This window comes from Bacteroides sp. BFG-606 (assembly GCF_024788145.1).
In the GTDB taxonomy this organism is placed as follows: Bacteria; Bacteroidota; Bacteroidia; order Bacteroidales; family Bacteroidaceae; genus Bacteroides; species Bacteroides vicugnae.
On sequence record NZ_JANUIL010000001.1, the window covers coordinates 4,130,471 to 4,151,597 of the forward strand.

At 44.6% G+C, this 21,127-nt stretch carries 18 protein-coding genes; 6 read left to right on the top strand and 12 right to left on the bottom strand.

The features are described 5' to 3' along the window. Positions 1-173: 173 nt before the first annotated feature. From NXV01_RS15420 to NXV01_RS15440, 5 genes are all read right to left on the bottom strand, one after another. A complete protein-coding gene (locus NXV01_RS15420) occupies positions 174-1,322 on the bottom strand; it encodes an LA_2272 family surface repeat-containing protein (RefSeq protein WP_259022829.1) in 1,149 nt (382 codons plus the stop codon). Between the two features lie 49 nt (positions 1,323-1,371). Beyond that, positions 1,372-3,030, bottom strand: a complete 1,659-nt coding sequence (locus NXV01_RS15425) for an AMP-binding protein (protein WP_148367330.1) — start codon at positions 3,028-3,030, stop codon at positions 1,372-1,374. Between the two features lie 252 nt (positions 3,031-3,282). Then, positions 3,283-4,353, bottom strand: a complete 1,071-nt coding sequence (locus NXV01_RS15430) for a GDP-L-fucose synthase (protein ID WP_259022830.1) — start codon at positions 4,351-4,353, stop codon at positions 3,283-3,285. Between the two features lie 100 nt (positions 4,354-4,453). After that, positions 4,454-5,524 (bottom strand): GDP-mannose 4,6-dehydratase, encoded by a 1,071-nt coding sequence (gene gmd / locus NXV01_RS15435; protein ID WP_117933029.1) that lies wholly within the window; start codon positions 5,522-5,524, stop codon positions 4,454-4,456. A 93-nt stretch (positions 5,525-5,617) separates the two neighbouring features. Further along, the gene (locus NXV01_RS15440) at positions 5,618-6,787 is read right to left on the bottom strand and encodes a dicarboxylate/amino acid:cation symporter (RefSeq protein ID WP_259022831.1); all 1,170 of its coding nucleotides are present in this window, start codon (positions 6,785-6,787) and stop codon (positions 5,618-5,620) included. 109 nt (positions 6,788-6,896) lie between these two features. Here NXV01_RS15440 and gnd point away from each other — a divergent pair, with 109 nt between their 5' ends. The 4 genes from gnd (at position 6,897) to NXV01_RS15460 (ending at position 11,835) form a co-directional block, all read left to right on the top strand. Beyond that, positions 6,897-8,372: a decarboxylating NADP(+)-dependent phosphogluconate dehydrogenase gene (gene gnd, locus NXV01_RS15445; RefSeq protein WP_259022832.1), complete on the top strand. Its 1,476-nt coding sequence runs from the start codon at positions 6,897-6,899 to the stop codon at positions 8,370-8,372. A 242-nt stretch (positions 8,373-8,614) separates the two neighbouring features. Next, on the top strand, positions 8,615-10,111 hold the full coding sequence (gene zwf, locus NXV01_RS15450) for a glucose-6-phosphate dehydrogenase (RefSeq protein WP_148367371.1): 1,497 nt from the start codon (positions 8,615-8,617) through the stop codon (positions 10,109-10,111). Further along, a complete protein-coding gene (pgl, locus tag NXV01_RS15455; RefSeq protein WP_167511895.1) occupies positions 10,108-10,839 on the top strand; it encodes a 6-phosphogluconolactonase in 732 nt (243 codons plus the stop codon). The genes zwf and pgl overlap by 4 nt, the downstream gene beginning before the upstream one ends. 45 nt (positions 10,840-10,884) lie before the next feature. Continuing rightward, the gene (locus tag NXV01_RS15460) at positions 10,885-11,835 is read left to right on the top strand and encodes a Dyp-type peroxidase (protein WP_148367326.1); all 951 of its coding nucleotides are present in this window, start codon (positions 10,885-10,887) and stop codon (positions 11,833-11,835) included. A 22-nt stretch (positions 11,836-11,857) separates the two neighbouring features. Here NXV01_RS15460 and NXV01_RS15465 read toward each other — a convergent pair whose 3' ends face one another. The 7 genes from NXV01_RS15465 to NXV01_RS15495 form a co-directional block, all read right to left on the bottom strand. Beyond that, positions 11,858-12,070, bottom strand: coding sequence for a hypothetical protein (locus tag NXV01_RS15465; RefSeq protein WP_099145872.1), 213 nt, complete (start codon positions 12,068-12,070; stop codon positions 11,858-11,860). Positions 12,071-12,334: 264 nt separating this feature from the next. Further along, positions 12,335-13,033, bottom strand: a complete 699-nt coding sequence (locus NXV01_RS15470; protein WP_148367324.1) for a LytTR family DNA-binding domain-containing protein — start codon at positions 13,031-13,033, stop codon at positions 12,335-12,337. A 42-nt stretch (positions 13,034-13,075) separates the two neighbouring features. Further along, positions 13,076-14,137, bottom strand: coding sequence for a sensor histidine kinase (locus NXV01_RS15475; RefSeq protein WP_099145814.1), 1,062 nt, complete (start codon positions 14,135-14,137; stop codon positions 13,076-13,078). Between the two features lie 48 nt (positions 14,138-14,185). After that, positions 14,186-15,406 (bottom strand): ABC transporter permease, encoded by a 1,221-nt coding sequence (locus tag NXV01_RS15480; RefSeq protein ID WP_099145813.1) that lies wholly within the window; start codon positions 15,404-15,406, stop codon positions 14,186-14,188. Between the two features lie 120 nt (positions 15,407-15,526). Continuing rightward, positions 15,527-16,270, bottom strand: a complete 744-nt coding sequence (locus NXV01_RS15485; protein ID WP_004300330.1) for an ABC transporter ATP-binding protein — start codon at positions 16,268-16,270, stop codon at positions 15,527-15,529. Between the two features lie 167 nt (positions 16,271-16,437). Beyond that, positions 16,438-17,655: an efflux RND transporter periplasmic adaptor subunit gene (locus tag NXV01_RS15490; RefSeq protein ID WP_148367320.1), complete on the bottom strand. Its 1,218-nt coding sequence runs from the start codon at positions 17,653-17,655 to the stop codon at positions 16,438-16,440. A 19-nt stretch (positions 17,656-17,674) separates the two neighbouring features. Continuing rightward, positions 17,675-19,072: a TolC family protein gene (locus tag NXV01_RS15495; RefSeq protein WP_167511894.1), complete on the bottom strand. Its 1,398-nt coding sequence runs from the start codon at positions 19,070-19,072 to the stop codon at positions 17,675-17,677. Between the two features lie 218 nt (positions 19,073-19,290). Between NXV01_RS15495 and NXV01_RS15500 the strand changes: the two genes are divergently transcribed. Continuing rightward, on the top strand, positions 19,291-19,527 hold the full coding sequence (locus tag NXV01_RS15500; protein WP_004300334.1) for a DUF4492 domain-containing protein: 237 nt from the start codon (positions 19,291-19,293) through the stop codon (positions 19,525-19,527). A gap of 20 nt (positions 19,528-19,547) precedes the next feature. Further along, positions 19,548-21,095, top strand: coding sequence for a cytochrome ubiquinol oxidase subunit I (locus NXV01_RS15505; protein ID WP_074557140.1), 1,548 nt, complete (start codon positions 19,548-19,550; stop codon positions 21,093-21,095). Positions 21,096-21,127 lie beyond the last annotated feature (32 nt).

A 21,127-nucleotide genomic window follows, 5' to 3' on the forward strand; every position in this document is an offset into this window, starting at 1 on the left:
CATTGAGTGATTCGTTCCACCTAGGTGGGACTAAACGGTGACCCGGATGGGACGAAAGGAAAACCATGGTGGAACGAAACAAACATCCAGGTGGAACGAATTATCATTAGTAAAGCAATATCTTGATATTAGTGTTTTAATCTTTTCAGCAGTATATCTTGCCCGATTCTTGTTTAGAAAAGAACAATACCTGCTTCTATAATCGCTCCTTTATCGTAATTGCTTGATTTATTATAGAATCTGGTTAACCCATAACCGCCTGTCACAAAGATACCGAACTTCTTGGTAAATTGATATTCCAGATTGGCACGTGCCTGCAATGCGTACAAACGTTTCGGAATCACCTCGTCTTTGTTATCGAACGCCTCGATATGCTGGTAGCCAAGGTCTCCGCTGATGGATAAGCCTTTGTAAAGAGGAAATGACAGACCGGCACGATAGGATGCACTTGCCGAAAACTTATCATTCAATCCTTGATACATGGAGCCGACTCCCAGAATAGTATAAAACAATTGGTTCTTAAAGCGTACACCTATATTGGCAGGCGTAGCATTTCCACCATATACCATCATTTGCACTTTTGTATCAGGATTCGCATTCACCAGTCCGAGTTGGAACCCCTTCATATCTTCCCTGTAATAATTGACAAGGCCAATTTGAAGCCCGCGTGCCTGCGTTGCATAATTACATAATGCTATTTGCACCCCATTCAGTTTCGATGCGGTTATGTTGGCAATTCCTGCAATCTGCAAGCCGTTCATGTGTTCGCCTACCACATTCAAAAGTCCGGAAGCCATCAAACCGCCGAAGCTCTGTCCTGTGATATTTGCCGCTCCGGAAAAGTGTAGCCCCGAAGCCATATTGCCCGTCACATTCATGAAACCGCTAATCATTAACCCCGAGGTATTATCTCCTCCGATACTGGTTAAGCCGGATATGATTACTCCCTGCGTTCTGTCACCGGTGATATTTACCAATCCGGCAGCAGAAAGTCCTACGGTGTTGTTACCGCTGATATTACTGATACCGGCCAGCTGGACACCCCTCATTGTTCCACCTGCCAGATTGGCTAATCCGGTGACCTGTACTCCGTTCATGTCACCATGTACCACACTTCCCAATGCATTGATGCCCACACCGTTCAGACGGTTCATTGTAGACAGGAGACCGATGTTCACATAAGTCGTCTGTGTACTGTCATGCGGTTGCGTACAAATATCTTTCCAGATGGATATATTAATACCTGCACTCTTGTTCTGTGCCGGTAAACAAACGGCAGCCATTAGTATAGCTGCCGTGAATATTGTTTTCTTTATCTTCATTCCTTTCTCTTTTCGGTTTAAGTTATATCTCTATGTAGCTAACTTTATATTAGCCTTTTGCTTCCTGATATAAATAACGTTTGATGCTCTTCTTCGGTGTCTTTTCGAATTCTTCCGGATAGATTTTCATCTTGGATATTTGGCTGTAGGCCGGTAGCATATCATTCAGTGCCACACGGTTTTCTTCCATTATTTGCTCGATGTCTTCATTCTTGAGACCGTGAGCGAAAGCGTCGTCAAAATCAGGATAAACAAGTCCGACAAGTTTTTCGTTTTGCTGAACGATAATACTTTCAGCCACGTATGGCAGGTTGTTCAATTTATCTTCAATTTCTTCCGGGTAGATATTCTGTCCGCTGGCACTCAATAACAGGTTCTTGCTGCGTCCTCTGATCGTAACATTTCCTTCGGCATCCATCAAAGCCAGGTCACCTGTATGCAGCCATCCGTCTTTGTCGATAACTTCTTGGGTAGCTTCTTCGTTTTTGTAATATCCCAACATCACATTCGGGCCCTTACATACGATTTCGCCAACAATGTTTTCGGGATCAGATGACAACACTTTCACATCCATACGTGGCACAGCTTTTCCGCATGAACCCGGTTTGAATCTTCTCCAATCCTCGTAGCAGATAATCGGACCACATTCCGTCATTCCATATCCTACTGTATAAGGGAAATCAATCATTTTCAAGAACTGTTCTACTTCCTGATTGAAAGCAGCACCTCCTACAATAACAGCTTTGAAGTTTCCGCCGAATGCCTTAATCATTTCTTCGCGTACCGTTGCTTTTATCTTGTCATTGATGATAGGTACTTTTAGTAAGATCTTCATTGCAGGAGTTTCCAGTTTCGGAAGTACGCTCTTCTTGATGATTTTTTCGATGATAAGCGGTACGGCAACAATCAGATTCGGTTTCACCTCTTCGAAAGCTTGGAAAATGATTTTCGGACTCGGCATGCGGGTAAGGAAGTAGATGTGGCAACCCACGGAGAACTCATAAAGGAATTCGAAAGCCAGTCCGTACATATGTGCCATAGGGAGCATGGATACGATCTTATCTCCGGCTTGCAGGTCTAACACTTCAAAAGCAAATTTGGTATTCGACCACAGACTGCGATAGGGGAGCATTACTCCTTTCGAGTAACTTGTTGTTCCTGAAGTATAATTGATAACAGCCAGTTCTTCCGGTTCATCCTTATGATATGCGATATGCTCTGTGCGGAAATTCTTCGGATATTTTTTGCCGAACATTTCGTTCAGATGCTCGCGTGCATAAGTCAGTCGTTCGCTGCGTGACACTAGCAGGGTGAAGTCGTTCATCATCAGGATACCCTCCAGTAGCGGCATTGCCGACTCATTCAGGTTTTCCCATACCATATCTCCTACAAGCAGTAATTTTGCTTCGGAATGGTTGACGATGTTATGTATATTGTCCGCTTTAAATTCATGGAGGATGGGTACAACAACTGCCCCATACGTCAGTGTAGCAAGGAAAGTGACTCCCCAATGAGAGCTGTTTCTTCCGCAAACAGCAATCTTATCTCCTTTGCGGATTCCACTTTCTTCAAAAATGATATGGAGTTTTTCGATCTTGCGAGCTACGTCTTTATACTGTAATGTTGCACCTTTATAATCGGTCAGGGCATCCAAGTCCCAATTATTTTTGATACTATTCTCAATGTAGGCTATAAAACTTTGTTCCATTGTTTTGCACATTTGGTATTAATTTGTGCAAATATAGCAATTATATTAAGAATGAAGAATTAAGAGGGAAGAATTTTTGGAAATGGGGGAAGGGCGATGCGGTGAGATCGCGACAGGCCGGTAGGAGGAAAGAATATGATTATAGCTAATTTCATTATGCTATAACCAAAAATCATTATGCTATAATCAAAAAAAATATGCTATAAGCAAAAATAATTCTGCTCATAGCATATTGATTGATTCTTTAGATTCTTATTTCAAGTACCATTCGTACATTCTTTGTACGCCTTCCTCGATTTCAATTTTATGGTGCCACCCCAAAGCGTGCAGTTTCGAAGGATCGGTCAGCTTGCGCATAGTGCCGTCCGGTTTGCTGCTGTCGAAGGTCAGTTTTCCTTGATACCCTACAGTCTCTACAATACGTTCGGCCAGTTGGCGGATGGTGATTTCCTTACCGGTGCCGATGTTGATGTGGCAGTTGCGGATATCTTTGCTACCTTCTCTATAGGTATCTTTGAAGTCTACGTGCTCCATAACAAAGACACTGGCATCCGCCATTTCTTCGCTCCAAAGGAACTCGCGGAGTGGAGTACCTGTACCCCAAAGAGTGACTTCCGTTTCGCTGATTCCGTATTTTTGCAGAATAGCCAGGATTTCTTCTTTCGGACTGTCGCCATTCACACCTTCCACCGGACGCAGATTCATATCCTTACGTACAGCTTCCCAGTTTCCTTCTTTCAGACAGTGTGCCAGATGAATCTTGCGGATCATGGCAGGCAGTACATGACTGCGTTCCAAGTCGAAATTATCATTCGGTCCGTAAAGGTTTGTCGGCATCACAGCGATGTAGTTCGTTCCATATTGCAGGTTGAAACTTTCGCACATTTTCAGTCCGGCAATTTTAGCGATTGCATACGGTTCGTTGGTATATTCCAACGGTGAAGTAAGCAATACGTCTTCCTTCATCGGCTGTTCGGCGTCACGTGGATAAATACACGTGCTACCCAGAAAGAGCAACTTCTTTACATGGTGGCGGAAGCTCTCTCCGATGATATTCTGTTGAATTTGCAGATTCTTATAGATGAAGTCGGCACGGTAGATGCTGTTCGCCATGATACCACCCACAAAGGCAGCAGCAAGGAATACATATTCCGGTTGTTCTTCATCGAAAAAATTACGGACAGCCGCGCCATCCAGCAGATCAAGCTCTTTGTGAGTGCGGCCTACCAGATTTGTGTATCCTTTATCCTGCAAATTCTTCCAGATAGCAGATCCCACAAGTCCGCGGTGTCCTGCCACATATATCTTTGCATTCTTTTCCATTCTATCTTTTATTAGTTCACCACAGAGGACGCAGAGGACACGGAGGATTTTATTTTTTCCTCTGTGTCCTCGGTGTCCTCTGTGGTGAAATGAAATTCATTTAGTGTTTGGTAGCAATCATTCGTCTCACTTTCTCCATATCGTGGCGAACCATGATGCTTACCAGTTCTTCGAATGATGTTTTACGCGGATCCCAACCCAATAGTGTTTTAGCTTTTGTCGGGTCGCCCAGCAGCTGTTCTACTTCTGATGGACGGAAATACTTCGGATCAACTTCTACCAGAGATTTTCCGGTAGCTACATCGATACCTTTTTCATTTACGCCTTCACCTTCCCAACGAAGTTCGATCCCTGCTTCTTTGAATGCTAACGTTGCGAATTCGCGCACCGTGTGCATTTCTCCAGTAGCAATAACGAAATCTTCGGGAACATCATGTTGCAGGATCAGCCACATACATTCGATGTAATCTTTGGCATATCCCCAGTCGCGGCGTGCATCCAGATTACCCAGATACAGTTTGTCCTGTTCGCCCTGTGCGATACGTGCGGCAGCAAGCGAAATTTTACGGGTAACGAACGTCTCACCACGGCGTTCGCTCTCGTGATTGAACAAAATACCGTTTACTGCAAACATACCATAGCTTTCGCGGTAGTTTTTAGTAATCCAGAAACCATATTGTTTGGCTACCCCATACGGAGAACGGGGATAGAATGGAGTTGTCTCTTTTTGTGGAACTTCCTGCACCTTACCGAACAATTCGGAAGTAGAAGCCTGATAGATGCGGGTTTTCTTTTCCAGTCCCAGGATGCGTACAGCTTCGAGCATACGCAACGTACCGATAGCATCTGCTTCGGCAGTGTATTCCGGAACGTCGAACGAAACCTTCACGTGGCTTTGAGCTGCGAGATTGTAGATTTCATCCGGTTGCACCTGTTGAATAATACGAATTAACGAACTAGAATCTGTCATATCCCCATAATGCAGATTAATCGTACGTTTCTGTTTCATGTCGCGCACCCACTCGTCAAAATACAAATGTTCAATACGTCCTGTATTGAACGAAGAAGAACGACGGAGTATACCGTGTACTTCGTAACCTTTTTGCAATAGAAATTCGGCAAGATAAGAACCATCTTGTCCGGTGATGCCTGAAATTAGGGCTTTTTTCATACGCTAATTATTTATATAATTGAAAATGTGGGTGCAAATGTCGGCATTTTTTGTGACCCAGCCAAGTGACTTTCCAATTATTTTTCAGCACAGTCATTCAGCACGGTTTTTTCCCATTATTTTGTCGATAATCAAAGCGATAGCTCCGTCTCCCGTCACATTGCAGGCAGTGCCGAAACTGTCCATGGCGATGTAAAGCGCAATCATCAAAGCTTGTGCCGATTCGTCGAAACCGAGCATGGATTGCAGAATCCCCAGGGAAGCCATGATTGCTCCACCCGGAACTCCCGGAGCGGCTACCATTGTGATACCCAGCATAAAGATAAACCCGGCGAACAGGGGGAAGTCGAACGGCATTCCCTGCATCATCATCAATGCCAGTGCGCAGGCTACGATTTTCAATGTGCTGCCCGATAGATGGATGGTGGCACATAGCGGAATCACGAATCCGGCCACTTCGGCAGATACTCCGTTCTTTTTGGCCTGTTCCAGCGTCACGGGGATGGTGGCTGCGGATGATTGTGTGCCCAATGCCGTGAAGTAAGCCGGCAGCATTTTGATAAGCAATTTGAATGGATTTTTATGCACAAACAATGCCGCAATGGAATACTGAAAAACCAACAGGAAAATATGAAGAACGAAGATGACTCCGATAATTTTAATAAACACCATCAGGATAGAATATACTTGTCCCGAATGTGTCATGTTGAGGAATATGCCGAAAATATAAAGCGGCAGCAAAGGCAGAATGACGGCACTTATCATTCGTACGATAATTTCCTGAAAATCACGTGCCACATTTTTCAATGCGTCGCTGTTGAGTGACGCCAGTCCTAACCCCAGTGTGAAAGCTAAAACCAGGGCTGTCATCACGTTCATCAGCGGCGGAATGGAAACGGAGAAGTAGGGGAGGATTCCCTGCGCTGCGCTTACTTCTTCAAGTGGCACACCCGGTTCGATAAGTGAGGGAAATATTGTGACTCCTGTGAAGTAGGAGAGAAAGCCGGAAAAAAGAGTAGCGAAGTAAGCGATCAAAGCAGTCAGGAGCAGCATTTTTCCTGCACCTTTCCCGATGTCGGCAATAGCCACAGTGACCAGCCCGACGATAATCAATGGGATAGAGAAATTGAGAAATTCACTGAAAATGCCATTGAACGTAACAAATATTCGCACTAGCGGAGCCGGGAAAACTGTGCCGATGGCAATACCCAAAATGATGGCGATAACGATGCGTGCCAGCAAACCGATTTTGATCTTCTTCATCCTTGATTTTATTTGTAGACTACAAAAATAATGTTTTAATCTAAAATCTTGCGAACAAATGTGCATTTTAAATGTTACTAAGATAAAGAATATTCAAAATATACAAGTTATGGCAAATCAGAATAAAACAGATATCGGACTTATCGGCTTGGCTGTGATGGGCGAGAATCTTGCTTTAAACATGGAGAGTAAGGGATGGCACGTGTCGGTATATAACCGTACTGTTCCCGGAGTAGAAGAGGGGGTGGTAGAGCGCTTCCTGAATGGTCGTGCAAAAGGTGAAAACATCGAAGGATTCACGGATATAAAGGCATTTGTAGATTCGATAGCTATTCCCCGTAAGATTATGATGATGGTTCGTGCTGGAAGTCCGGTAGACGAACTGATGGATCAGCTTTTCCCGTTGCTTTCACCGGGAGACATTCTTATTGATGGCGGTAATTCTAATTACGAAGATACCAACCGTCGTGTCCAACTGGCGGAATCAAAGGGATTTCTTTTCGTCGGTAGCGGTGTGTCCGGTGGTGAGGAGGGAGCCTTGAATGGCGCTTCTATTATGCCCGGCGGTTCGGAAAAAGCATGGCCTGAAGTGAAACCGATTCTTCAGAGTATTGCGGCAAAAGCTCCGGACGGCACTCCTTGTTGCCAATGGGTGGGTCCTGCCGGCTCCGGTCATTTTGTGAAGATGATTCACAACGGTATCGAATATGGTGATATGCAACTGATTGCCGAAGCCTATTGGGTGATGAAAAAGTTGCTTGATCTGACCAATGAGGAAATGGCTGATGTCTTTGCCCGTTGGAACGAAGGCAAACTTCGCAGTTATCTGATTGAAATCACCGCCAACATTCTGCGGCATAAAGACAAATCCGGAGGTTATCTCATTGATAAAATTCTGGATGCAGCCGGACAGAAAGGAACCGGTAAATGGTCGGTTATCAATGCGATGGAACTCGGTATGCCGTTAGGGCTAATTGCCACGGCGGTATTCGAACGAAGCCTTTCTTCACAGAAAGACTTGCGTCACTTGGCTTCCAAGCAATTCCAGTGTCAACATACACAACCTATATATAATAAGGCGGAACTCGTAAAGAATATTTTTTCTGCTCTTTATGCTTCCAAACTCGTCTCTTATGCCCAGGGATTCGCCGTGTTGCAACGTGCTTCCGACGCTTTCGGCTGGCATCTCGACCTGGCTTCCATTGCACGTATGTGGCGTGGGGGATGCATCATCCGCAGTATATTCCTGAACGATATTGCTGCTGCCTTCGAAGCCACCGACAAGCCTAAACACTTGTTGTTGGCTCCTTATTTTAAAGAAGAAATGAAGACATTGCTTCCCGGATGGAAGAGTCTGGTGGCGGAAGCCATGAAAGAAGAACTTCCCGTTCCTGCTTTCTCTTCTGCCCTGAACTATTTCTATTCGCTCACTTCTGCCGATCTGCCCGCCAACCTTGTGCAGGCACAACGCGATTATTTCGGTGCGCACACTTTTGAGCGTAAGGATGAGTTGCGCGGACAGTTCTTCCACGAGAACTGGACAGGCCACGGAGGAGATACGAAATCGGGTACATATAATGTTTAAATAGAAAAATAGTTTTGAAATGATAAATTATATTTCACCACAGAGGACACGGAGGACACAGAGGTTTTATATTTTATTTACTATAGAGTAACACAGAGTTTCACGTATTTATAATTGTATTTATCGCTCTGTTTTACTTGCAGAAAGAGAGAGAAGAACTCTGTGTTCTCCGTGTCCTCTGTGGTGGACTCATAAATGATTATTTACCATTTCAAAACATAAATCAAAACAATTCTTGAATGATGGATAAATTTGCAATGATAATTTTCGGTGCGTCGGGTGACTTGACCAAGCGTAAGCTGATGCCTGCCCTTTACTCCCTTTACCGTGAAAACCGGTTGACCGGAGAGTTTTCCATATTGGGTATCGGGCGTACGGTCTATTCTGACGATAACTACCGTTCCTATATATTAGAAGAACTGCAACAGTTCGTCAAGTCCGAAGAACAGGACGCAGCTCTTATGGCTTCGTTTGTCTCCCATCTCTACTATTTACCGATGGACCCGGCAAAAGAAGAAGGTTACCCACAACTCCGCCAACGTCTGGTGGAATTGACTAACGAGGTAGATCCGGACAATTTGCTGTTCTACCTTGCCACTCCGCCATCACTTTACGGAGTAGTGCCCATCTACTTGAAAGCTGCCGGACTTAACACTCCCCATTCGCGCATCATCGTCGAAAAACCTTTCGGCTATGATCTCGAATCGGCACTTGAACTGAATAAAACGTATGCCTCTGTTTTCAATGAGCATCAAATTTACCGTATCGACCATTTTCTCGGTAAGGAAACGGCCCAGAATGTACTGGCTTTCCGTTTTGCCAATGGTATCTTCGAACCTCTCTGGAACCGTAACTATATCGACTACGTTGAGATTACAGCCGTAGAAAATCTGGGTATCGAGCAACGTGGCGGGTTCTATGAAACGGCAGGTGCGCTGCGGGATATGGTGCAGAACCATCTGATACAGCTTGTAGCCCTTACGGCTATGGAACCGCCTGCTGTTTTCAATGCAGACAATTTCCGTAATGAAGTGGTGAAGGTCTACGAATCTCTTACTCCATTGAACGATGTCGATTTGAACGAACATATTGTTCGCGGACAATATACAGCCTCCGGTAGTAAAAAGGGATACCGTGAAGAAAAAGGAGTGGCTCCCGATTCGCGCACGGAAACTTATATTGCCATGAAACTGGGCATCAGTAACTGGCGCTGGAGTGGCGTTCCGTTCTACATTCGTACAGGAAAACAAATGCCGACGAAAGTAACGGAAATCGTTGTTCATTTTCGTGAAACACCTCATCAGATGTTTCATTGTGCCGGTGGCAACTGTCCGCGGGCGAATAAATTGATTCTTCGTTTGCAACCGAATGAAGGAATAGTGCTCAAGATCGGAATGAAGGTCCCTGGTGCAGGCTTCGAAGTCCGTCAGGTGACGATGGATTTCAGTTATGCACAGTTGGGCGGTGTGCCTAGTGGCGACGCTTATGCCCGTCTGATAGACGATTGTATTCAGGGTGATCCGACTTTATTTACTCGAAGTGATGCAGTAGAAGCCTCATGGAAATTTTTCGATCCGGTGCTGCGCTATTGGAAAGATAATCCCGACGCGCCTCTTTACGGTTATCCCGCAGGTACGTGGGGGCCTTTGGAAAGCGAAGCGATGATGCATGAACATGGGGCCGACTGGACGAATCCTTGTAAGAATTTGACAAATACAGATCAATATTGTGAATTATGAAAATATCAGTTTTTCCCTCATCTATTGAAACTTCACGAGCATTGATACTCCGCCTGGTGGAAATCATGAATGAAGAGCCGGACAGAGTGTTCAATATCGCAGTCAGCGGTGGTAATACCCCTGCTCTGATGTTCGATTTATGGGCGAATGAATATCTGGAAATCACCCCTTGGGACCGTATGCGGATTTATTGGGTGGATGAACGTTGTGTGCCTCCCGATGATTCGGACAGTAATTACGGAATGATGCGCAACCTTCTTCTGGGCATAACTCCTATTCTTTATGAGAATGTATTCCGCATCCGTGGAGAGGAAAAGCCTGCGAAAGAGGCGGTTCGCTATTCGGAGTTAGTCCGGCAGCAAGTGCCGTTTAAACGTGGTTGGCCCGAATTCGATATTATACTGTTGGGAGCCGGAGATGACGGACACACTTCTTCTATCTTTCCCGGACAAGAAGATTTGCTGACTTCAAACTCTATTTATGTGGTCAGTGCACATCCCCGTAACGGGCAGAAGCGTATCGCAATGACGGGATATCCCATTCAGAATGCCCGCTATGTCATTTTCCTGATTACCGGAAAAAACAAAGCTGATGTAGTGGAAGAAATCTGCCATTCGGGAGACACTGGTCCCGCAGCCTATGTAGCTCATCATGCTCAAAATGTAGAATTGTTTATGGATAAAGGGGCTGCCGCATGTATTGAAGATCCTAATAAAAAGAAGAGTTAGAACAATAACTATTTCATTGACGAAACTAATAGAAAAAAGAAGAATATGAATCCTTATCAACATTCATTTGGTGGTAATATCCCGCAAGACGTAGCTGGGAAACAAGGCGAAAATGTTATCTTTATTGTTTATGCTTTAAAAGATTCGCCTGAAACTCTTGACAAAGTAAAAGATGTGTGTGCCAATTTTTCGGCCCTGATTCGCAGTATGCGTAACCGTTTTCCCGATATGATGTTCAGTTGTACCATGGGATTTGGAGCTGATGCCTGGAGCCGTCTTTTCCCGGAACAGGGAAAACCCAAAGAACTGAACACTTTCGAAGAGATAAAAGGCGAGAAGCATACGGCAGTTTCTACTCCGGGCGACTTATTGTTTCATATCCGTGCAAAACAGATGGGATTATGTTTTGAGTTTGCTTCCATCATTGATGAGAAACTTCAAGGCGTAGTTGAGCCTGTTGATGAAACTCACGGTTTCAGATATATGGACGGCAAGGCCATTATCGGCTTTGTAGACGGAACGGAGAATCCGGCAGTTGATGAAAATCCCTATCATTTTGCAGTTGTAGGAGAGGAAGATGCTGATTTTGCAGGAGGTAGCTATGTCTTTGTGCAGAAGTATATTCATGATATGGTTGCGTGGAACTCCTTGCCTGTGGAAGAACAGGAGAAAGTGATCGGGCGTCGCAAGTTTAACGATGTCGAACTGTCTGACGAGGAGAAACCTCAAAATGCGCATAATGCCGTCACTAATATTGGTGATGACCTGAAAATAGTGCGTGCCAATATGCCGTTCGCCAATACGTCTAAAGGAGAATATGGTACCTACTTCATCGGCTATGCAAGTACGTTCACTACTACCCGGCAGATGTTGGAAAGTATGTTTATTGGCAATCCGGTAGGCAATACCGACCGTTTACTGGACTTTAGTACAGCAGTAACGGGAACACTTTTCTTTGCTCCTTCCTACGATTTACTGGGTGAACTGGGCGAATAAAAAATAAAAGACTGGAGGAGGATTACACTTTGGTAATCTCCTCCACTACATATTGGTCTTTTACTTTCTTGCAAGTACATACGAAGAATTCCGGATGTTTCAGAGCTCCTTGTAAAGTATCAGGAAGAATCATTTCTTTAGTATGACGGTCCATTGCAACCGTTGCATACAGGATACCTTCGCTCTTGCATTTCTCTATTAATTCACTTTTTAGTTCTTCTACACTATATTCCATTTGTGTGATCCTTTGTCACTGCAAAGTTATGGAAAATATGTATATTTTATGCAATTATATTCCTGTAATAAATAAAAAATAGCTCCCTTGTTCGTCCGCCGACGAGGGAGCTATCAACACAAAAACTAAACTAGACTTAACTAAACTATTCTATTCTTGGAATTTCACAATCCCTTTCTGTTCTTTGCAAAGGTAGATATAAAACGGGTTTTGACAAACTATAATCGACAAAAATCACTTTTTTACCGATAAATTCATGAATAATCAGCTCCTTTCGTCAAGAAAAGTCTGAAAAACTTGTTTGTAACTATCGCTGATAGGAATATATGTCTTGTCAAAAACAATACGGCCGCGGTCGATCACGCGTATCTTATCTTTTTGTACGATGAATGAGCGGTGCACACGTATGAAACGGCTGGAAGGTAAAAGTTCCTCCATTGCTTTCATACTCATCAGTGATAGAATGGGTTTGGAGGCATCTTCCGTATATATTTTAATATAATCTTTCAGTCCTTCGATATACATGATTTTCTTCAAGTCCACTTGCACCAGTTTGTAGTCACTTTTCACAAAGATACTGTCTATCTCTTCCGGTTTCTGCACAAGTTCGAACCATTGAAGGGCTTTGTTGGCGGCTTGCAGGAAATCGACGTATGAGATCGGTTTCAGCAGGTAATCGAGTGCATTGACACGATAACCGTCGATGGCATACTGTCCGAAAGCAGTGGTAAACACAATGCGGGTGTGCGGATCTACCATCTTCGAAAACTCCAAACCATTAAGCTCCGGCATCTGGATGTCCAGAAACAGGAGATCAATCTCTTCGCCAGGCAATTCTTTCATTGCCTGAACCGCACTGGAATACTTTCCTACGAGTTGCAGGAACGGGGTTTTATTCACGTAACTCTCTAACAAGCTAAGAGCTAACGGCTCATCGTCAACAATTGCACAACGTAACATCATACTAATTTATATCTAAAGTTCTTATATCCAATGTTTTGAAATCTACTCTTTGATCTTGATGCTTAATCTCGATTCGTATACTTTTTCATCCTTTGAGATGCCTTTCGACCAAGTATAAGCCCCGGGATAAAGAATCTCCAACCGGCGGCTGACTTGCTCCAGTCCCACACCCGAGCCACTTTTATCCTCCACTGTCTTTGGATGATTACTGTTGCGGATTTCGCAAATCACCTCCTTATCATTCTCCGAAAGATGAATACTGATGAAACTCGATTCAGTAGGGGAGATGCCATGCTTGAAAGCATTCTCTATCAATGAGATAAAGATAAGCGGGGCTATAAGCGTCTGGCTGTCGGGCTGAATATCGAATTTAGTAATCATCTGTACATTGGCCGACAAGCGGATGCGCATCAGTTCAATGTAATTCCGGATAAAATCAACCTCCTTACAGAGAGGAACGTATGTCTGTTGATTATCATATAACACATAACGAAGCAGTTTGCTCAACTCCTGAACTGCTTGTTGCGCCTTGTCCGAATCAAATGCAATCAGTGCATAGATATTATTCAGCGTATTCAGCAGAAAGTGAGGGTTCAGTTGGTTCCGTAGATTTTTCAGTTCCGCTTCCGCACGGTTTCGTTCCGCTTCTTTGCGGGCAGCTTCATTCTGCGTCCATCGCGCGCTCATACGGATAGCGGCACTTAGGCCGATAGTAAATACGAGACTCAACATATCTCTAAGGAAGAACAACCATCCCGGAGGCATTCCCGGTCTTTTGGATTTGGGCATAAATGACGGATCGAATGTCAGGCTTTGCCAGAGATGTAACAAAATGCCGATGACACATAAAAAGATAATGTTGTAGACGATATATCTTTTGGCCTGACTCTGAAACAGGTAACGGGGAACAAGAATGAAATAATTCACGTAGAACGCAATCATGAAAGAGAGTGGTACAGCAAGATGGCGTATATAGGCCATCCAGTTAATGTTCCCGTTTCCACGTTCAACGAAGAAGAACGGGAAACCGAACATAATCCCCCAGCTGATAATGTGTATCAGTATCTCCAGGGGACGACGTGCGGATGTAAAGGTTTGTTTCATAAAGACAAAGATAATTTTTTTAATTGACAACCGACGGTTGTCAATCAATTATTCGTATCTGATGGCTTCTATCGGGTCTAAATCTGCTGCTTTCTTAGCCGGATACCATCCGAAGAAGACGCCCGTAATGGTACATACTGCGAAGGAAAGGAATACGCTCCACGGCTGGATATAGATAGGCCAATGCGCTACGCTCTTGACAATCCAGCTGGCCCCGCAACCGATAATTACTCCGATGATACCTCCCGTGATACTAATCATGATGGCCTCGATAAGGAATTGGCTTAGAATATCGACTCCACGTGCACCGACGGACATACGCAGACCGATTTCACGGGTGCGTTCCGTAACGGATACATACATGATATTCATAATTCCGATACCACCCACTACCAGCGAAATGCCTGCAATACAAGCCAGCAGGGTTGTCATCAGGTCGGTGGTTGAGTTGAGCATCGTGCTCAATTCCTGTTGGGTACGGATGGTGAAATCATCGTCATCCGAAGCTTTCAGTTTATGGTTGCGACGGAGGATCGTACTGATTTCGTCAGTAGCATAATCCGTCATATCTTCGGTGAGGGCAGAGGCAAACACTCCCTGCAAATATGTAACGGCAAGCAGACGTTTCATCACTGTGGTGTATGGTGCAAGCACTACTGCATCTTGGTCTTGTCCCATAGAGTTGTAGCCTTTGGCTTTGAGCACACCTACCACACGAAGCGGTATTTTACTGAAACGAATAATCTTACCTACCGGATCACTTCCGTCCGGAAAAAGATTGTCTACTATCGTCTTTCCGATCACACACACTTTGGCCGAACTTTGTATGTCGGCTTCTGTGAACATCTCTCCGTTTTCAACAGTCAGTTGGCGGATGTCGAGATATTCTGTTCCGACACCGTTCACGGAAGCCGGGTAGTTGTTGTTTCCGGCAATGAGTTGCCCCGATGATGAAACATTGGGACTGATGGCGGACAGGAAACTTGTCTCATCGCGCAAGGCTTCGTAGTCGGCAAGCTTCAAAGTCTGCATGGCAGACGGGTCCTGACGGACACCTCCACGCATATCGGCTCCCGGATGAATCATAATCATGTTCGATCCCATCTCGGAAATCTGCTGCTGGATGCTTTTCTTCGAACCTTGTCCGATAGCCAGCATCGTGATGACGGAAGCAACACCGATAATGATACCGAGCATGGTTAGAAAAGCACGCAGCTTATTGTTCGCCAATGCCCGGAGAGCTATCTTAAATAAATTAGTTCCATTCATAATGAATAATTTGCTAATTTGTCCATATACTAATGGGGTAATTTCCTGAAGGTATAGTCACCCAAGCTGTTTATTGTACAGCCAATCGGCACATTAGTATATCGGCACATTGAATAATTATTAATCCTCGTCGTTTTTCGGCAATGCAGCCAGCGCTTCGGCGGCAGACAGAATTTTCGGATTGGTTGTATCTTCTATAACCTGACCGTCACGCAGACGGATATTCCGGCTGCTATATTGCGAAAGTTCGGGATTATGTGTGACAAAGATAATCGTACGTCCCTCTGCATGAAGCTTTTGAAATAGTACAAGTATCTCGAAAGAGGTACGGCTGTCGAGGTTTCCGGTCGCTTCGTCGGCAAGAATCACTGCCGGATTGTTGACCAATGCGCGTGCAATGGCAACGCGTTGCATCTGTCCACCGGACATCTGGTTGGATTTATGTTCCAGGCGATCTCCCAATCCTACAGCCTGTAAGGATTCGATGGCACGGCGACGGCGTTCGGAAGCGCTCACGGCAGAGTTGTACATAAGCGGTAGTTCCACATTTTCTACAGCCGTCGTTTTAGGTAACAAGTTGTAGCTTTGGAACACGAAGCCAATCTTCCGGTTTCTTAGTACCGCACGTTGAGGCTTGCTCATCGTACGTACAGGAATATCGTCGAGCAGATACTCTCCACTGGTTGGGGTGTCCAGACAGCCTAATATATTAAGCAGCGTGGATTTCCCCGAACCGGAAGTCCCCATGATGGTGACAAACTCCCCTTCATTGATATTGAACGAAACGCCCCGCAATGCGTGGACAGTTTCGTCGCCTACCTGAAAGTTACGTTTGATATTTTGTATTTCAATTACTTTTTTCATCGTAAATAATGTGTTAAGAGAGTGTGTCAAAACGCAGATTAACGCAATTTATCGCAGATTATTTCAATTATATTGATATATTAATCAACGACTTATACAATTATTTCTGCGATAAATCGCGTTAATCTGCATTTTATTATTCATTATGGCACCCTCTTTAATAATTATTATTTCTTCTTACTTCCCGGACGGCTAGGCATGAACGGACTTCTTTCTCCGCCACTTTCCTGATTCCCTTCAGCGGCTACATTTTCACCGGGCATTGCTCCTATGGTAGCTTCTGTCACAACTTTTGTTCCTTCGGAAATACCACTGATAATCTCTGTAGATATACCGTTGCTGATTCCGATTTCTACCGGATGAGCGGTGAATGTAGTTCCTTCACGAGTCCAGAGTTTGTGTTCGCCTTCGCAATCTTTTACGATGTCATTATTGCCGATTAGAGGTTTTTCCGGTGTGAATCGCAGTGCTTTGTTCGGAACGGACAACACATCCTTTTTATCAAGAATATAGATCGTGACATTAGCCGTCAAACGCGGTTTCAGTTTCAGATCAGGGTTGGGAGCAGAGATTACAACTTCATAAGTAACCACTGTAGTAGTGGTACTTGTGCTGCTCGTGCTGCTTGCGTCTCCCAGACGAATCTGTGTAACTACACCTTCGAATACATCATTCGGATAAGCATCTACCGTGAAGCTGGCACGCTGGCCTTCTACTACGCCGCCTATATCGGCTTCATCCACATCGGCTACCACTTGCATCTGTGTCAGGTCGGCAGCGATGGTGAACAGTGTCGGAGTTTCGAATCCGGAAGCAACGGTTTGTCCTGCTTCCACATCACGGCTGATGACTACTCCGTCAATCGGTGAGGTGATAGTAGCATAAGCCAGGTTACGTTCCGCTTTTGCGAGCGATGCCTTACTGCTGTCATAGCTGCTTTTTGCTTTCTGGTAGTTGTAGAGGGCCTGTTCGAAATCCGTATCACTAATCAGTGACTTTTCATGTAAGCCTTTGCTGCGTTCATAATTCTTCTTCTGATATTCATATTCGGCTTTTGCACCATCGTACGTTGCCTGTTGTGATGCCAGTTCACTTTGCAATGTGGCACGGTCCATTTCGGCAATCAACTGTCCTTTGGTTACTACCGAGTTGTAATCTACGTAAATCTTGTCGATGATACCGGAAACCTGTGTACCGACTTCTACTTCCGTCACCGGTTCGATGGTTCCGGTAGCAGTCACCGAATTTGAAATATCGCCTTTGCTCACGTTGGCAGTGGCGTAGGTGACTTTGTGCTTGGCCGGTGAACCTGCAAAGAACCAGATTCCTGCACCTGCTACCACAACGACTGCCACAGCGATTAAGATAATCTTTTTAGTTTTCATTCGTTTATTATGCTTTTATTTAGATTGCTAATTGATCTCCCTGATAGAACTTCAGCAGTTGCATATTCAGTATGGCCATATATTTAGCCTGAAGCTGTTCCTGCTGTGCTTGCAGCAAGTTATTCTTTTCAGTAAGAAGTTCTATGGTATTCTTCATTCCCAGATTAAACTGTTCGCTAATCAACTCATAGCTGATTTGTGTACTCTTCAACTTCTCGTTTGCTGCTGCATAGCGTTGCTGTGCACTGTTAGCATCCAGCCAGAGTCCTTCAATGGTTTTGTACAGCGTCTTTTGTTCGTCGAGCAAGGATAACATGCTCGTCTCGTATTGCAGTTTAGCTTTCTGTACGGCACTTTTAGTTTGACGGTTATTGAAGATCGGCACACTGACAGATAATCCGATGGAATTGTTCCATCCGTTTTTCACTTGCTCTCCAAAAGTGAAGTCACTGCCGTTGGTATGGTTGGTGCCGATTCCGGCGCTAAGGCTGATCGTGGGAAAATAACTCGATTTGGCAATATCGATACCCAGTTCGGAAGCTTCTACATTAAGTTTGCTCGCTTCAATTTCGGGGCGAAGACTCAATGCACTAATGTACACATCTTTTTTTGTAGGCAATGGAGCCAGTACATTTTCGTCGGACAGGGCGGGGAGATAGATGTTCATTTCATTCTCCCCATCCAGTTCGAGCAGTTGTTTCAGTTGTAATTTGTAATCTTCAAGAGTGGCTTGCGCTGTGACAAGTTGGTATCGGTCTGTGCTCACTTGTGCTTCTAGTTGGGCAAAATCGCTTTTGGCAATGCTTCCGGCGTTCAGAAGTTCCTGTCCGCGGTCGCGCTGCGCAATAGAAACTTGCAGGGTACTTTCGTTTACTTTAACAGACTCGGCTGCATAAAGAATCTGGATATACACTTGGGCGATAGATTCCTGAATGTTATTTTCGGAAGTCGCTACGTCCAGTTCGGCTACCTGATTGTTCAACTTTTCCTGTTGGATGGTTTTCAGTCTTTTGTTACCATTATATAGAGTCCACGACGCATTCAGTCCATAATTACCATTGTAGCTTGTTTTGCTGTTACTACTGATAATTTCGCTGCCACTCACCCGGCTACTCGTCTCCTGATACGGACGGTTCACCACTTGCTGGCTGGTAGAGAACGAAAGACTGGGAAACAAGGCAGCCTTAGCTGTCTTCACATCAATCTGCGTGCTAGCCGCAGTGATCCGGTTCTTGCGAATCGTGATGTTCTGCTCTTTTGCGTAGTCGATGCATGACTGCAAATCCCATTGAGCCGGAATTTTCGTTTCTTTCAGCGTATCGACTTGCAGCGGAGAAACTTGGGCGGATATGCCGGACAGCATACCTGCTCCAAGAAATGTCATCACTGTCAATCTTCTTACATTTATCATATTCATACTTCTATTGATTTACTGTTGGCGAAGGTACGTACATATTATATATGCCGCAAAAACGATAGACGGATGACGGATTTTCGCCGTTAAATGTTTTTTTTCTGTCGATAGGCAGGTTTTTGAAGAAAAACACAACAAATCACACAACTTTTTTGACTAGTTGTTTGTTTTAATTATAAAAAATGTATATTTGTACTCATTACAAATTATAACGTCAACATATGAAGAATACACTGCTTACGATCTGGAACTTCTATTTGGAGGGCTTCCGTAGTATGACCTTGGGGCGTACCCTTTGGGTTATCATTCTGCTGAAATTATTCGTCATGTTCTTCATCCTTAAAATGTTCTTCTTCCCTGATTTCCTCCGTGACCATCCTACGGATGACGACAAGGGAACATACGTGGGAAACGAACTGATAGAACGTGCCATCCCCGGTAAATCTACTGATTTTTAACTCTTAAACTACATAGGATTATGATTGAAAGTATTGACACCTCGCTGATCGATTGGTCGAGAGCCCAATTTGCGATGACAGCCATGTACCACTGGATTTTTGTTCCTCTCACACTCGGACTGGCAGTGGTGATGGGAATCATGGAGACGCTGTATTATAAAACAGGCAATGAATTTTGGAAAAAGACTGCCCAGTTTTGGATGAAACTCTTCGGTATAAACTTTGCCATTGGTGTGGCAACCGGTTTGATTCTGGAGTTTGAGTTCGGTACGAACTGGAGCAATTATTCGTGGTTTGTAGGGGATATCTTCGGTGCTCCGTTGGCTATAGAAGGAATTTTGGCATTCTTTATGGAAGCCACATTTATCGCCGTCATGTTCTTTGGATGGGGAAAAGTAAGTAAACGTTTCCACTTGGCTTCCACCTGGCTGACAGGCTTGGGAGCTACGATTTCTGCCTGGTGGATTCTCGTAGCCAATGCATGGATGCAGCATCCGGTAGGCATGGAATTCAATCCCGATACGGTTCGTAATGAGATGGTAGATTTCTGGGCAGTGGCTACGTCACCCGTAGCGGTCAATAAATTCTTCCATACGGTATTGTCCGGCTGGGTGCTGGGCGCTGTTTTTGTAGTCGGCATCAGTTGTTGGTATCTGCTGAAGAAACGTAATCGTGAGTTTGCGCTTGCCAGCATCAAGATTGGTGCTATTTTCGGATTAGTGGCATCATTGCTTTCTGCTTGGACAGGTGACGGTTCCGGTTATCAGATTGCCCAGACGCAACCGATGAAACTGGCTGCTGTGGAAGGTTTGTATGAAGGCGGCACCCATGTAGGTCTGGTTGGAATAGGAGTATTGAATCCGGAAAAGAAGACTTACAATGATGGAAAAGATCCTTTCCTCTTCCGTTTTGAAATCCCCAGCATGCTTTCTTTCCTTGCAGAACGTGATGTAAACGGCTACGTTCCGGGCATTACGAATATCATCGAGGGTGGTTATCAACAGAAAGACGGATCGACAGCTCTTTCTGCTGCCGAGAAGATAGAACGTGGAAAAACGGCTATCGGTGCATTGGCTGCCTATCGTGCTGCAAAGAGTGCAGGACACGAGGAGGATGCTCAAATTGCATATAAAGTATTGCAGGAGAATATTCCATATTTCGGTTACGGATATATCAAAGATGTGAACCAACTGGTTCCGAATGTTCCTCTGAACTTCTATGCGTTCCGTGTAATGGTAATCTTGGGCGGATACTTCATCCTGTTCTTTATTGTCGTTCTCTTCTTTATCTATAAGAAAGATTTAAGCCAGATGCGTTGGATGCACTGGATTGCTCTGCTGACGATTCCTTTGGGATACATCGCCGGACAAGCCGGATGGGTGGTTGCCGAATGTGGCCGTCAACCGTGGGCGATCCGCGATATGCTGCCGACAATGGCTGCCATCTCCAAGCTGGATGTAAGCTCTGTACAAACGACTTTCTTTATCTTCCTGCTCCTGTTTACAGTGATGCTGATTGCAGGTGTCGGAATTATGGTAAAGGCTATCAAAAAAGGACCGGAGAATTGATAATTACCTATTACTTATTACTTAATATTTTA